Raw genomic sequence first — 15,012 nt, 5'->3', positions numbered from 1 at the left:
GAGCAATTCCTGCTAATCTTTGTTCAAAAAATTGACTTCTGTCTTATTTGCGCAGTTCTGCGTTGAATTGCTCTTCCAAACGTGTTACTACCCGCGCATGAGCTTCGGTAACTTCCTCGTCTGTCAACGTGCGTTCACGGTTTCGGTATACCAGAGCCATGGCCACACTTTTCTTGTCTTCACCCAGCTTGCTGCCTGTGAATACGTCAAATACCTGTACGTTCTGCAACAGTTCACCCGCACATTCACGGATGGTACGGAGCATGTCGCCAGCTTCGATATTCTTGTTTACCACCACAGCAATATCCCGCTCTACTGCCGGGAAGCGCGGAAGCTCACGATAACGAATATTCGCATCTGCTTCCTGATATATCGCTTCAAGAGCAATTTCAGCAACATAAACATCATTCAGATCATATTGTTGCTGTAGTTCTGGATGCAACTGACCGAGAGTACCGATCAATGTGCCTTCACTTCCATCTTTGCCATCCAGATAGATGGAGGCAGAACGCCCTGGATGGAATCCTTCCGGACTGTTCGCCACGAAGCGAATCCGCTGCTCAAGCCCCAAATAAGCAAACAAGTTCTCAAGTGCACCTTTGATGTCAAAGAAGTCCACTTTCTCTGCTCCTACATTCCATTGTTGCGCTACACGGTCACCCGTAAGCAACATGGAGAGTACCGGAATTTCATGCGGTTGCTTCGTCAGCTTCTCTTCCTCCGTGAAGAAAACACTGCCTACTTCAAACACAGCAAGCGAATCCTGCTTCCGATTCATGTTGTATACAGCAGCATCCAGCATCTGCGGCAAAATACTCGTACGCAACACACTACGATCTTCACTCATCGGCATAGCCAGCTTAACCGCTTTGCTTCCTTGGGTCAGCGCAGGGAACAGCACTGATTTGTCCGGATGAACAAAGGAATAACTGATCATTTCCTGCCAGCCGCTACCAGACATCAACCCACGGATCGTACGACGAATGGCTTGAGGACGGGTATATGCTCCTGGTGTAGTCGGGCCCTCAATCCACGTTGTTGGAATGTTGTCGTACCCGTATAGACGGGCAACCTCTTCGAACAGATCCACATCTATCGTGATATCCCCTCTGCGAGTAGGCACTTCCACATCGAGAACACCCTGCTCCGCATCACCACATGCAAAGTGCAACCGGGCAAAGATTGTTTTCACCTCAAGCAGAGAAAGATCCGTTCCCAAATAACGATTAAGTCTGTTCAGAGACATTTGAATGACACGTTTCTCGGAAGCTTCAGCCCCAGCCTGCACAATCCCTTGATGTACTTGGCCTGATGCATAACGCTGAATGAGTTCAGCCGCACGATCCAGAGCCGTAATTACAGCACCCGGGTCTACTTCTTTTTCAAAACGCAAGCTTGCTTCGGAACGTAGCCCCAGTTGGCGCGACGTCTTCCGAACCGTTCCGCCATCAAACTTGGCGGACTCCAAGAGCAGATTCACGGTGCCTTCCGATACCTCGGAATTTTCACCACCCATAACCCCGGCGATGGCAACAGGTTTCACGCCATCGGTAATAAGCAGCATATGCGGTTCCAGCTTACGCTCCTGTCCATCCAACGTCACAATCGTTTCGCCTTCATGTGCCATACGCACTTCAATGCGGCCGTTCTCCAGCTTATCTGCATCAAACGCATGCAGCGGTTGCCCATATTCAAGCATGACATAATTCGTAATATCCACGATATTGTTAATCGGACGTACGCCTGCTGCCATGAGACGGTTCTGCATCCAGAGCGGGGAAGCCCCCAGCTTGATTTCAGTCACATAACGAGCCGCATAATGGCTACATTGCTCCTGGGCTTTGATCTCTACAGAAATATGGTTAGCCGCTTCATCACCAGCTTCAACCAGTTGATCTTTCGGGTTCGGTAACGTCACTTCGCGTCCCAGGATCGCACCCACTTCGTATGCCGCACCGCGCATACTCAAGGCGTCGGAACGGTTCGGCGTCAAGTCGAGCTCCAGCACATGATCATCCAGACCCAGCACCTGGCTGATTGGCGTACCGATCTCTGTGTTTTCCGGCAGAACAAGAATACCTTCCTGTTGCTCTTTAGGTAGCAATTTGTCGTTCATGCCAAGCTCCTTGGCCGAACAGATCATACCAAGCGATACAACGCCGCGCAGCTTCGCTTTTTTAATATCCAGCCCGCCTGGAAGCTTTGCGCCAACAAGGGCTACCGCTACTTTTTGACCCGCATCCACATTTTTCGCTCCACATACGATCTGTAGCTCTTCCTCTTGTCCTGCATCAATCACACAGACATTCAGTTTATCAGCGTCCGGATGTTTCTCCTTGCTCTTCACATAACCAACAACAACTTTGTTTACCCCTTGGTTGCGGTTCTCCACAACATCAATTTCGATCCCTGCACGGGTGATTTTTTCTGCCAGCTCCTGTGGGGTTACACCTTCAAGGGCAATATAATCAGACAGCCAATCTGTCGATACTCTCATGCACGTTCACTTCCTTAATCTTTGTATTAGTTTGACGTTCATTGACAATCAATATCATTACAGACGTCCGAATTGTTTCAGGAAAGTCTGATCACTGTTATAGAAATGACGAATATCATCTATGCCGTACTTCAGCATCGCGATCCGTTCTACACCCATACCAAAGGCAAAACCACTGTATTTCTCCGGGTCATATCCGCCCATCTCCAGCACTTTCGGGTGAACCATACCGCCGCCCAAAATTTCGAGCCAGCCTGTTTGCTTACAGACACGACATCCGCTACCACCGCATTGTACACAAGTTACATCCACTTCCGCACTTGGCTCGGTGAACGGGAAGAAGCTTGGACGCAGACGAATTTCCGTGTGAGCGCCGAACATTTCACGCACAAATTGCAGCAACGTTCCTTTCAAATCACTCATTCGAATGTTTTCACTGATTACAAGGCCTTCGACTTGATGGAACTGGAAGGAGTGTGTCGCATCGTCGTCATCACGGCGATATACTTTACCAGGGCAGATGACTTTGACAGGCACCTCACCTTTCATGCTTTGCATCGTACGAACTTGTACTGGAGAGGTGTGTGTACGCATCAACAGATCCTCAGTAACATAGAAGGAATCCTGCATATCACGCGCCGGGTGGTTCTTCGGCAGATTCAGAGCTTCGAAGTTGTAATAGTCCATCTCCACCTCAGGACCTTCTGCTACGCGGTATCCCATACCGATGAAAATATCTTCGATCTCCTGCACCACTTTGGTCAATGGATGCAATCCGCCTTGACGTCCGCGACGCCCCGGCAAGGTTACGTCAACCTTCTCGGATTGAAGACGCTTCGCAGTCTCTTCCTTTTGGAACTGCTCCTGCTTACTGTTGATCACATCTTCAATCGCTCCACGAACTTCGTTACCCACTTGCCCAATGACTGGGCGTTCTTCGGCACTTAGTGAACCCATGCCGCGCAGAATCTCAGTCAGTGCCCCTTTTTTGCCCAAATACTTTACACGCAGATCAGCCAGCGTCTGCGGATCGTTAACGCCCGATAGCTGTTCCAGCGCTTCGATCTTTAATGCTTCCAAACGTTCTTTCATGTGTAATTGCCTCCTTTAAATGCTGTTATTGCAACAAAAAAAGGCCTTTTCTCCCCAAAAGGGACGAAAAGACCGTGGTACCACCCTTGTTAGACTCCCGTTGTCACATTGCAAAAAAGCTCTGCAACACGTTCTGTCTCACTTTGTACGGAATAACGACCGTTAACCGTTTGCCCCTACTGTCGTCTCTGTGTCTGCACACATCATCAGGTTCAGGGAACCGCTCCGGAGTGAATTTCGGCAGCCTGGTTCTACAGAAACGCTCTCAATCTACGGCGCTTCCTCCCTGTCCAGAGGCACTGCTTACTTGTCTCCATCAATACGTTTATTCAAATGAACATAACCTATATCGATACCAATGATCGACGATCGTTCATTATTATATGCAAAATACGGTGAAATAGCAAGCATGCCCAATTGCTAATTTGCAGATGCACCTTGATTTCTCAGCTCTTTCAATCGTTGCTGAATGACACGAATCTCGGCTGATTCCGCCCCCATCTCTGCCGCAGACTCCGTGAGCGAAAAGCGTTCTCGTTCCGTTCCTGCAGGACTTGCGGGAGAAAGCAACTCAGACAGTCTCATCTCCAGCCGCAGACGCTCATCATCCGAATCACGTGTGTCCAGTGCAGACTCCCGTAGTTGCACCGTTTGTTCCCAATCGGCTACACCGCCTTCGAAGAGCGATGCTGTTCCATCCGGCTTTAAGTCGCACAGACGATTCGCCAAAGATCGGGTCAACATCCGGTCGTGGGATACGATAACCAGTGCGCCGGAGGCTTCTTTTAACACATTCTCCATCACTTCCTGGGTGTCGATGTCGAGATAATTCGTTGGCTCATCCAGTACAAGCAGATTAGCACCGCCGAAATACAACCGTAGAAAGGCTACACGGCATTTCTCCCCCATACTTAAATCTCCAATACGTTTAAACACATCTTCTCGTGAAAATAAAAAACATCCCAGGATGGTTCGCGCGGCACTTTGCGTCATGGAAGGAAGAACCAGCAAACTGTCCAGCAGCGTTGCATCCTCAGGCAATCCCTCCAGTTCTTGTGAAAAGTAACCGATGCTAAGCTGGGGATGACGGCTGATCTTTCCCTGTAAAGGCTGAAGCTCTCCAATTATTAATTTCAGCAACGTGCTCTTGCCCGATCCGTTTGCCCCACGCACGGCAAGCCGATCCCCACGCTCGACCGCAAGCCGCAATTCATGAAGAAATGACTGCTTTGGATCGTATGAAAAACTCACTTCTTCCAGCGCAAGAAGTTGACGTGCACCGAGTGAAGTCATTTGTAGCTCCATATTCAGTTTCGTAGCTTCCCGTGGTTTATCCACTCGCTCATTTTCGAGCCGCTCCAGTTGCTTCTGTTTGGCATGATAACGCGAAATATTTTTGTTGGCTCTGGCCTTGTAGAAGCTCTGGGTAATCTTCACCTCTTGGCCTCCTGCCGAGTCATGAGCTTTATGGAACCACTGCTGATAATTACGAATGGTCTCCTCCAGTGCTTTACGTTCCAGCTGTTGCTTGCGATAAATCGTCTCCTGTTCCTTCAGTTCCCGCTCTTTATGGCCTTTGTAATCGGTGTAACCGCCCTTATATTTGGTTAGTTTCTCTGCATTAAATTCAATTACACTGGTCGCTACCCGGTCAATAAATGTCCGGTCATGGGATACAAACAGCACCGTTCCCTCGTATGCGGATAACCAAGTCTCCAGCCAACGCATACTCTCTTCATCCAGATGGTTCGTTGGTTCATCCAAAATCAGAAATTTGGGATTGCTGACCAGCAGTCCTGCAAGTCGTGCTTTCGTTTTCTGACCACCGCTGAGTGAGTGATAAGGCCTGCTCCAGTGTTCTGTAGTAAGCCCGAGGCGGGTTAATACCTTCTCCACCTCTGTTTCCCACATGTAACCGTTCAATTGCTCATATTCCTCCAAAAATCGGGCATACTCGTTCAGCAAAGCGTTATCTTCGGTACCATCAGCATCGCTCAATCGGCGCTCGAGTTCTTCCAGCTTCCGCTTGATTTCATCAATACGTCCACTCTCCCGCCTTACTGCATCCAATACATTTATTCCACTCGGCACCTCTGAACGCTGACGCATGAAACCCCATTCTGACAATGGAAGTTGACGATCAATCCGTCCACCTCCATCCTCCTCGCCGAGTATAATCCGTAAAAGTGTCGTTTTACCGCATCCATTGCGGCCTAGTATGGCAAGTCGTTCGCCCTCGTTAATTTCAAGGTTCAATCCGGCAAACAATTCATTACCGTTCCATTCTTTTGATACTTCATGTAAGCGCACCAATGTCGTCATGAGTCCTCATCCTTCCTGAACAAAAAATCCAAAAAAAACCGCTGGCATCAGCCGGCGGTTTAGCAATTTTGAATGGATTAACGCGTTCAAAATACAGATATGAGGCTACCATAGCATGAACAAAGAAACCCTGACGAGGGCCTACGCAAGCCGAAAAACTTGCTTCTTCCATACTATTCCCTATAGCTGAATTTGGACACACGAATCCCCTCATTGCTCAGCCGCTCGGCTGACTGCGTCATATAACAATCTGCAGTTAACTGGGGTTCACTTCATGTGTCTTACTTCATGGGACGTATGGTTACCTCTCATTCATGTGTAGTATCAATTCTCCGTTATTGTACCAGATCATTGAAAAAAAGCAAAGGTCAAGATGTCATTGTCTATATCTATATAAGTTGAACTAAAGAATTTACACGGCCCACTCCGATGACAGAATAACCTTCCAATCGCTGTTATCCCCAGAATTTTTGGATTCCCTTTTCCAAAGGGGAAAATCCGGTGATAAAGGCGAACGCTCCGCTTTTTCAGGTTTTTTCTGTCCTCTCCGTTATTGTGTAAAAGAATAGTTAAACTTATCTAAATTCAAAAAAAAAGAAAAACCCTTGAACTTCAAGGGTTTTCCAGGTAATGCTGTTAAGCGGGTGATGGGAATCGAACCCACGCTATTAGCTTGGAAGGCTAAAGTTCTACCATTGAACTACACCCGCATAATGAACAATCGGGATGACACGATTTGAACATGCGACCCCCTGGTCCCAAACCAGGTGCTCTACCAAGCTGAGCTACGTCCCGTTAAATTCCAAATGGAAGTTAACAGTGATTTTACAAAACCTAATATACCACGATCCGCACTAACGTGCAAGGCATATCAACAGTTTTTTCCTAGAATTGGATACCAGAAAGGCAGGAACGCTCTCGCGACCCTGCTACTCCTTATCCCGCAGGCTTGTCAATATCTCTAAGGAACCTTTGCTCAAAGTCCGCCGCTTCAATCGGTTTACCGAAAAAATAACCTTGTGCCTCATGACAATGCTGATTGCGAAGAAACATCATCTGTTCCTCGTTCTCAACACCTTCTGCTGTAACCTTGAGTTGTAAATGGTGTGCCATCGAAGTAATCGTGGATACAATAGCAGCGTTATTGCTGTCTTCCATTATTTCATTCACAAATGATCGGTCAATCTTGAGCCGGTCAATCGGCAGATCCTTGAGATAATGTAGTGAGCTGTATCCCGTGCCAAAGTCATCAATACTGATATGTACACCTATCTCTTTAATTTTATGAAGCTGTTCAAAGGCCCGGTCTTTGTCAAACGTCATGCTCTCCGTGATCTCCAGTTCAAGCCATGCCGGTTCAAGTCCCGTTTCTCTGAGAATACTGTTGATGCTGTCGAGCAGGTGGGAATGTCTGAACTGTCTCATCGACAGGTTAACGGACACACATAACTTGCGATATCCCGCTTCCTGCCATAGCTTGTTCTGTGCACATGCCTCTCGCAGCACCCATTCTCCGAGCGGAACAATCAGTCCACTCTCCTCAGCCAGCGGAATAAACTCTGCCGGTGACACTGAACCGCGTTGCGGATGATGCCATCGCACAAGTGCTTCCATGCCTACGATCAGTCCGCTTTGCAGATTCACCTGAGGCTGGTATACCAGATAAAACTGCCCCCGAGCCAGTGCTTTGCGCAGATCATTTTCAAGTTGCAATCGTTCCTGAGCTTTCATCTGCATGGCATGTGCGTAGCGGTTGAGTTCAATTCCCTGCTCCTTCGCACTATGCAGAGCCGTATCGGCATTCTGAATAATCTCTTGGGGAGATTCTCCATCATAAGGAAAGATCGCCATGCCTATGCCCAGCGTAAGATGATATTCGCTCCCATCCACCATAACGGGTTTCTCAAAAAGTTGCAGAATGGACCGTGTCCGGCGTAATGCCGTATCTGTACTATAAAAGTCCGTCATGGTCAGCGCAAATTCATCTCTACCTAGACCAAACACCTCTTCTCCCGGAAGAGATGAATGATTCAATCGCTGTCCAACCTGACGCAGAACCCGATTAGCCGCTTGTTGTCCCAGGGAGTCATTTATGGTTTTGAAACGATTAATGTTGAGTACAAGTACACCGACGAGCTTTTCCTCCACAACAGCATCATCCAGCATGAGTTGCAGGCGTTGACTTAGGCGACGGCGATTTGGAAGGCCGGTGACGTCATCATGGTGTGCGATATAATTCATTTTGGCCTCAGCGGCCTGTTGTTGCAGGAAGGGGGTATCAACTACAGATGCATAGAGTCCTTTTTGAATGAAAAAGTAGCCCAAACAATTGCTTAGCATACCAAGCAGCAGATTGAGATCGTCCACTACACTTGCAGTCACGAAATACCCCTGACCTAGCAGAAAACAGAGTATACCGCTCAGGATAGGTGGTAGATCGGCGTTTTTTGTCTTTTTCCACTGCACATACAGAACGACAGCCCCAGTAACATACAGCAGACCTGCAACCCAATGCAGGCGAGTGAATACTTTACCAAGCAGATGACCATCAAGCATCTCAGGTAGAAAACTCCACTCTTGGATAGAACAGATGTACAAAATCAGAAAGGTACCAAGGGTAGCGCTGAACAGAAGAAATTTGCGCGGTAATGCAACTTGCTTCTCGTGTACGCTATATATAAATAACAGTCCCGCAGAACAAACGAGTGATCCCATTGTTGACATCATTAATGAAAAATCGGATTCCATCATCGCTCTGTTAGGAACTTCTTCTGCAAACGAAACGATGTGCACCAGTTCAAATAGACCTAACATTAAAAAGAGTGTTGTCATTAACACTCTGCGTAGCGTCAATTTTTGAGTTTGAAATAGCCAACTTTGATTATAAATACCGATACAGGCGGCCGTTGCAGCAAATCCACCTAAAAGTGTTATCACCGGGTAACCCGAATAATTCAGATCATAGCCTGAAGAAGAACGAAACCATTGACTTACGAGGAAAAACAATAAGCCGCCGATGGCGACCCAACCTATTTGACTCTGACCTTGCGTTTTAAACTTCATGCCATGTTTTCCTTCCCGGGATCACTATCCTGTAATACGTGTACAACTGAATTCTATTGATCTGATTCACCAAGTATATTACACATTTCGACAAAAACATATATTGACCACTGTTTAATTTAATTATCCATATATTCTATCTGGTACATAATAACATTTAAATCCCTATTCGTGAACTAAAAAATAGTTATAAGTAGGAATATCTATTCATGGAAATGAGTAAAAACAAGGCACAAAGAACTAAAAAAACATGGACCTCGAGTAAGAGGCCATGTTTTTTTAAATTTACAACTGTATTTAAGACTATTTTTATTTATCGAAGTTTACTTCAGGCGTTGTCAACTTGTCATAGAAGTCAACGACTTTGTCTTTGTTCTCCGATGAACGAAGTGCCATAGCCGACCGTGGATGCTCATCCAGCGTCCCTGTAATCATGTAAGGCAGGATATAACCCCATTCTTCTTTTTCTCTCAGTGGAACCATAAGCTGTTCCAATACTTCAAGCACTGGGCGTAAATTATACTTGGTTCCTTTCAAATGTGCTACCAGCAGTTCTGTTGGGCAGTTTCCTGCCGCGCGTCCCATACCGTATACAGAAGCATCCAACAATTCAACTCCAAGTTCAGCGGCTACGAGCGTGTTAGAGAACGCAAGTTGCATGTTGTTATGCGTGTGAACGCCAAGACGTTTGTTCGGAAGATGCGTTTTGAACTTCTCCACCAGATATTTCACATCGTTATGATCCAGACTACCGTATGAGTCTACGATATAGACAACATCAACGGAGCTCTCCTTGATCATTTCGAAAGCTTCCAGCAATTCATTCTCCATCACATTCGAAAGTGCCATAATATTCAGTGTTGTTTCATAACCGCGATCATGGAACGTTTGCACCAGTTCAAGCGCCTTGTCCACATCTTTACTGTAACAAGCGACACGAATCAGATCCAGCATACTCTCACTGCGCGGCAAAATATCGTTCTCATCTACACGTCCTACATCCACAAGTGCAGACAGTTTGGTGTTGCCTTTTTGCGGAATGACTTTACGAAGAAAATCATCATTCAGGAAGCGCCAAGGTCCGGCATCTTCGGAGCCTTTAAGCAACTTCGGCGAATTTTTGTAGCCAATTTCCATATAATCAACGCCAGCTTCATTCAGCCCTGCATACAGCTTTTGAACAAAGTCGACGCTAAAGTCCCAATTATTCACCAATCCACCATCACGAATGGTACAATCTACAATTTTACTATGATTTGTCTTCATTAAATGTCTGCTCCTTTTCTGACCAACTTGTGTATTCCTCTCATGATACTTGAACGTGACAAGAAAAGTAAAGGGATTCCGGGCTTATTTACTGTAAGATTTCCAGATTCGGTCCATCTCAATCATATCCGGGTTATGTTCATCTTTCTTCCCGTAGCGCACAGCATTATAGACTTCAGGAAGCCTCGTTGCCAACTCTTGCTCTGTGCCCTCTTTACTCTTAAGATAACTCTCTTTAATGCTTTCCGCTGTCTCTAGTGGCGTATAAGACTTCTCAACCTTTACTCCCCGATCCATCGCATTGCTTACCCATACCCGATAATAGTATCGAATACGCTCTCCAGCCTGAGTGGGGACAGGTTCCTTTTTGCGGAACCATCGTTTACGAACCTTTGTGGGCACCTCCAGCGTTTCGCTGATATCGACATACTCCGTTCTCGGTTCTTGTCTTTTTTGCCCAGGCTGTAACAATCCTTTGAAACGCTCCGCCAGTTTGTCCATGATGGTTCTGCCCAGTTTGACCAAAAGCCATAAAATCACAGCTGCCGCTGCCCCAAAAACGATCCAGCCGAGGATTTCCCAGAATAAAGAAGGATCTGAAGGTGGCTCTCTGAACTCATCCGGCAGGTTCATCGGCTCATTCGGCATCTCAGGTGTAAGTGGCGGTTCCTGAGGTGAAGAAGCTCCGAACAGACCTCTGATCCACGCAAGCAGACGATCCCGCAACGGTGCGAGCCATGCAGCAAGACTCGGAAAAGCACCGATACCTGCAATAATAATTAACATCCATAGGATCCGAAGGTGGTTTGCTCGTGTGAATTCCCGCAGTACCAATCTGCGCTTGCCATCATTAAGTACCGCACGATCCAGTTGTGCCCTGTATTGTCCCACAATCCAACATCCAAAACTGATGACTCCAGCAGCATAGATGTATCCCGTGTACATCTGCATCGGTAGCATGAACTCAATTTGCATTGCCGCGATCGTGGATACAATGGCACTGATTACACCCACGAGTTGCAGGCGCCACAGCCTGCTCGAATAAAAAGCAGAATCAAAATTCAAACCTGTGAGTGCAGCAATAAATAAACCTGCTCCAAGTGTAATGATTGCTGGGAGTGAAAGCGTCAGTAACATGCCAGAAACCCATACGAACAAAATACAGATAGCAAATGCCATTACACCTCGAACGAATGAGCTTTTCTCAATAACGCTCGTAAAACGATGCTGAATCCATAGACCGAACAGGCCTGCCATAACATATAAGCCGAACAACAGATATGGAAAATAAGCACGGGTATACAATGATGTGATCGTAAAGATTGGAAACAAATATATGCCTATTGAAAGAACAGCCAAGATGGATATGATATGCACTCGCTTTATTGCATCCTTTTCACTCATGCGCCCACCGCCCCTGTATCACGCTTTAACTGCTCTACAGGCAAAACCGTTACCCGATGCCCCTGCTCATGCAAACGTTCGATTTCATGTTCCATGGCAACCGAGACATATGATGTAATCAACAAATAACTGCGAATCTGCTTCTCTTCTTCATTCAATCGTACTTCATCTTGCAAAAACTGCTCCATCGGTACCAGACACTTTAATTCAGTTTCAGCCATAGCTTCCAGTAACATCTCCAGATGAGGTGTGCCGTAATCCGGTTCAATACGAAGTACATCGCGTCCCCCGCCTACATGGTAGCCGTTATGTGCAAATCCAGCAGGCAAGCCTCTTCCAATAGCCTCTACCGCTGCAGTGGCTGCGTAGCGGAGTGCCTGCTCAATCAGTTCAGGCCGAGTAACCACACTCCACATCTCAGCAGAGTCCTGTATATTTACAATAATCCATGACTGGGGATCTGCCGTCCAGCCTTGCTTGTACACCTGAAGTTCTCCTGTCCGCGCACTTGCTTTCCAGTGAATACGATTCATTGGATCACCAGCCCCATAAGGCCGCACCCCCAGGATTAGAAACGGGTCTTCCACAATCCAGCGAGAAACTTCCACCTCTCCTTGCCACACTTGATAGATGGCTGGCATATCTTCCGTGTTAACCAATGAAGGATATACAATCATCGTCATCTGCACAGGAATCGGCTTTGAGGAACGCCATACTCCAAATAGATCTCCACCGGTCATGGTAGTTGTATCCATCGTGTACACACCCCGCTTGGAGCAGACAAACGGATGAGTGCGTGTAATCCGATTATACGGTTTTAATGTGAAAACACTTTTATGGTTCTGATAAATATTACCTTGACTAATATCCATACCTGAACCTGAACGAAACACAAATGAAGCAGGCATCATTGCTTCAAGTCTAAGCCAAGGTACAGAAATTCGTTTTTCATTGGATATCGTTTCGATCATCTCCAGTTCATCACCAGCGTAACACCTTGTTTTGCTGAACTGTCTACTATACTTGAGATTTCGCAACACAGGCCGTCCAAACCATATGCCATGCAACACAATCACTAAACTCCCGACAACGACAAGCCATAGAAGTGCCATAAGCTTAACGTCCGCCTGTAGTAAGTGTCTCGGTTGGCACCTCGGTTTCGGTCAGAATCTGTTGAATGATGAGTTCCGCAAGTCCTTCTTGCTGTCTGATTCGATTACGAAACACCAGGCGGTGAGCCAGAACAGGCTCTGCCAGTAATTTAATGTCATCAGGTACAACATAATCTCTACCGTGAAGTGCCGCCCATGCCTGACTTGCTTTTAGAAGCGCCTGAGCCCCCCGTGGACTCACCCCAAGTGACAGTTCAGAATGTTTTCTCGTTGCTTCAGTGAGTTGTACAATATAAAGCAGGAGGTCCTCGTTTATGTTAACCGTCTTATACGTTTCCTGTGCTCTCAGAAGTTGCTCGCGCGAGATAATAGAAGACAGATCATTTACTGAGCGGCTAGCCACCGTCCTTCTTAGGATCTCTACACTTTCTTCATCAGTTGGGTACCCCATACGAATCTTCATCATAAACCGGTCCATCTGAGCTTCGGGTAACGGAAATGTTCCTTGATTATCAATAGGATTCTGAGTCGCGATAACGATAAACGGCCGCTCAAGCTGTCTTGTTGAACCATCAATGCTGATCTGGCGTTCTTCCATACATTCGAGCAAGCTGGACTGTGTACGTGGTGTTGCCCGATTGATCTCATCTGCCAGTACAAGATTCGCAAACAGCGGTCCGGGCCTGAATTCGAAATCCCCTGATTTTTGATTATAGAAATGAATACCCGTCAGATCGGATGGTAACAAGTCGGGTGTAAACTGTATCCGCTGAAATGTGCAGTCCAGTGAAGACGCCATCGATTTGGCTAGCATTGTTTTCCCTGTACCAGGCACATCTTCCAGAAGTACATGACCTGATGCAATGATCGCTGTCAACATCAGTTCCATCGTATGCTCTTTACCCACAATCACTTTGCCTACATGTTCCATGAATTGTCCGTTCATTTGCTCCATATCTTGAATATTCAAACAAATCCCTTCCTTCCGCGATGCTTATGTATTCGCATTCATTTCTAACTATAACCCTTATCCTGCCAACAAAAAACAAAGGAATCGGCAAAATACCGATCCCTTCAGAAAACGTTTGTGTCAATTCACCAGTGGAAGCTTGATCATAAAGCTGGTGCCTTCACCCTTTTTACTATCCACAGAGATGGTACCCCCATGATTTTTAATAATACGGTAACTCACGGAAAGTCCCAAACCCGTGCCGCTTTCTTTTGTGGTGAAGAAAGGATCGAATAAGCGTACCAGCGTGTTATGATCCATACCTCTTCCATTATCCGCAATCGTAATTTGCACAAAATTATTTTCCGTAGCTGTTGTGATTCGGATCAAGCCTGTATATTCTTCACCGACTTCTTCAATGGCGTCCATTGCATTTTTGACCATATTCAGAATGACCTGTTTGATCTGTTTCACATCAATGGATACATTAAGCGGGGTGTCATCCACCTCAAGCAGAATTTCGCATCCTTTCATCAACCCTTCACTCTCGGTCAATAGAACGACCTCTTTAAGCAAAGATTCTACGGTCATGACCGTTTTCTGCGGAGCCGAAGGTTTCGAGGAGTTCAGAAATTCATAGATAATGTCATTTGCCCTGTCGATCTCGGTGAGTATGATTCTGGCATACTCGTCTTTACCCAGCTGTAGCAGGTGGGGCCGAAGCAACTGGATGAATCCGCGAATGGCAGTTAACGGGTTACGGATCTCATGAGCAATTGATGCGGAGATGCGGCCAAGCATAGCCAGTTTATCGTTTTGATAGGCCGTCTGCTCGATCTGCTTATAATCCGAAACGTCCTTGACACTAAAAAGAAAATCGCCATCCATCTGATCACCATACGTCACGGTCACAAGCCAGTGCCTTCCATACTCATCCGTCAGTTCATGATAACGCTTACGATGAAAGATCGTTTCCCGATAAATCCGTAAAATTTTCTTTTTCTTAAATCGGCTCATCTGGGGCAGACGCAACATCTGCATTAACGTGCAACCGCTTAACAGATCTCTCGGCAGCTCCAGCAGCTTAGCCATCTGAACGTTAATAAACGTCAAGACCCCATGATTATCAAATAACATAATACCGCTATCCATGTGTTCTAGTACATTTTCATACTTATTGTTATCCAGATGTACTTGAGGAATCACATCCGTTGGTTGAGGCGCTATATCCTGAAATTCACGAATCACTTCAGGTTCCTCCTTTTCACGTAAATGATAAACTTTGCCGTTCGGACATCATATCATCA

Annotated in this window: 9 protein-coding genes and 2 tRNA genes; all 11 read right to left on the bottom strand. The window is 46.4% G+C overall.

From position 1 onward, the window contains the following. Window positions 1–43: 43 nt before the first annotated feature. On the bottom strand, window positions 44–2,497 hold the full coding sequence (gene pheT / locus BLQ13_RS17100; protein ID WP_090922239.1) for a phenylalanine--tRNA ligase subunit beta: 2,454 nt from the start codon (window positions 2,495–2,497) through the stop codon (window positions 44–46). A gap of 57 nt (window positions 2,498–2,554) precedes the next feature. Continuing rightward, window positions 2,555–3,589 (bottom strand): phenylalanine--tRNA ligase subunit alpha, encoded by a 1,035-nt coding sequence (gene pheS, locus BLQ13_RS17095; protein ID WP_090922237.1) that lies wholly within the window; start codon window positions 3,587–3,589, stop codon window positions 2,555–2,557. A gap of 420 nt (window positions 3,590–4,009) precedes the next feature. After that, window positions 4,010–5,911 carry a ribosomal protection-like ABC-F family protein gene (abc-f, locus tag BLQ13_RS17090; protein WP_090922235.1) on the bottom strand — a complete coding sequence of 634 codons (1,902 nt, stop codon included), beginning with the start codon at window positions 5,909–5,911 and terminating at the stop codon, window positions 4,010–4,012. A gap of 639 nt (window positions 5,912–6,550) precedes the next feature. Next, window positions 6,551–6,621: transfer RNA gene (locus BLQ13_RS17085), tRNA-Gly, on the bottom strand. A gap of 11 nt (window positions 6,622–6,632) precedes the next feature. Beyond that, window positions 6,633–6,706 (bottom strand) — tRNA-Pro (locus tag BLQ13_RS17080). A 141-nt stretch (window positions 6,707–6,847) separates the two neighbouring features. After that, window positions 6,848–8,974: a bifunctional diguanylate cyclase/phosphodiesterase gene (locus BLQ13_RS17075; protein WP_090922233.1), complete on the bottom strand. Its 2,127-nt coding sequence runs from the start codon at window positions 8,972–8,974 to the stop codon at window positions 6,848–6,850. A gap of 309 nt (window positions 8,975–9,283) precedes the next feature. Then, entirely contained in the window at window positions 9,284–10,240 is a 957-nt protein-coding gene (locus BLQ13_RS17070; RefSeq protein WP_090922231.1) for an aldolase catalytic domain-containing protein, read from the bottom strand. An 84-nt stretch (window positions 10,241–10,324) separates the two neighbouring features. Further along, window positions 10,325–11,644, bottom strand: coding sequence for a hypothetical protein (locus tag BLQ13_RS17065; RefSeq protein WP_090922229.1), 1,320 nt, complete (start codon window positions 11,642–11,644; stop codon window positions 10,325–10,327). Then, on the bottom strand, window positions 11,641–12,756 hold the full coding sequence (locus tag BLQ13_RS17060) for a DUF58 domain-containing protein (RefSeq protein WP_090922227.1): 1,116 nt from the start codon (window positions 12,754–12,756) through the stop codon (window positions 11,641–11,643). Before BLQ13_RS17060 ends, BLQ13_RS17065 begins: the two co-directional genes overlap by 4 nt. Before the next feature lie 4 nt (window positions 12,757–12,760). Then, entirely contained in the window at window positions 12,761–13,726 is a 966-nt protein-coding gene (locus BLQ13_RS17055; RefSeq protein ID WP_090922225.1) for an AAA family ATPase, read from the bottom strand. Window positions 13,727–13,846: 120 nt separating this feature from the next. Continuing rightward, window positions 13,847–14,953 (bottom strand): ATP-binding protein, encoded by a 1,107-nt coding sequence (locus BLQ13_RS17050; RefSeq protein WP_090922223.1) that lies wholly within the window; start codon window positions 14,951–14,953, stop codon window positions 13,847–13,849. Window positions 14,954–15,012 lie beyond the last annotated feature (59 nt).

Source organism: Paenibacillus polysaccharolyticus, from assembly GCF_900102085.1.
In the GTDB taxonomy this organism is placed as follows: domain Bacteria; phylum Bacillota; class Bacilli; order Paenibacillales; family Paenibacillaceae; genus Paenibacillus; species Paenibacillus polysaccharolyticus.
This window is presented reverse-complemented; position numbering and strand designations above follow the sequence as displayed.

Coding starts and splice junctions, on each gene's coding strand:
- pheT (WP_090922239.1), bottom strand. CDS start 2,497: ATGAGAGTATCGACAGATTGGCTGTCTGATTATATTGCCCTTGAAGGT.
- pheS (WP_090922237.1), bottom strand. CDS start 3,589: ATGAAAGAACGTTTGGAAGCATTAAAGATCGAAGCGCTGGAACAGCTA.
- abc-f (WP_090922235.1), bottom strand. CDS start 5,911: ATGACGACATTGGTGCGCTTACATGAAGTATCAAAAGAATGGAACGGT.
- BLQ13_RS17075 (WP_090922233.1), bottom strand. CDS start 8,974: ATGAAGTTTAAAACGCAAGGTCAGAGTCAAATAGGTTGGGTCGCCATC.
- BLQ13_RS17070 (WP_090922231.1), bottom strand. CDS start 10,240: ATGAAGACAAATCATAGTAAAATTGTAGATTGTACCATTCGTGATGGT.
- BLQ13_RS17065 (WP_090922229.1), bottom strand. CDS start 11,644: ATGAGTGAAAAGGATGCAATAAAGCGAGTGCATATCATATCCATCTTG.
- BLQ13_RS17060 (WP_090922227.1), bottom strand. CDS start 12,756: ATGGCACTTCTATGGCTTGTCGTTGTCGGGAGTTTAGTGATTGTGTTG.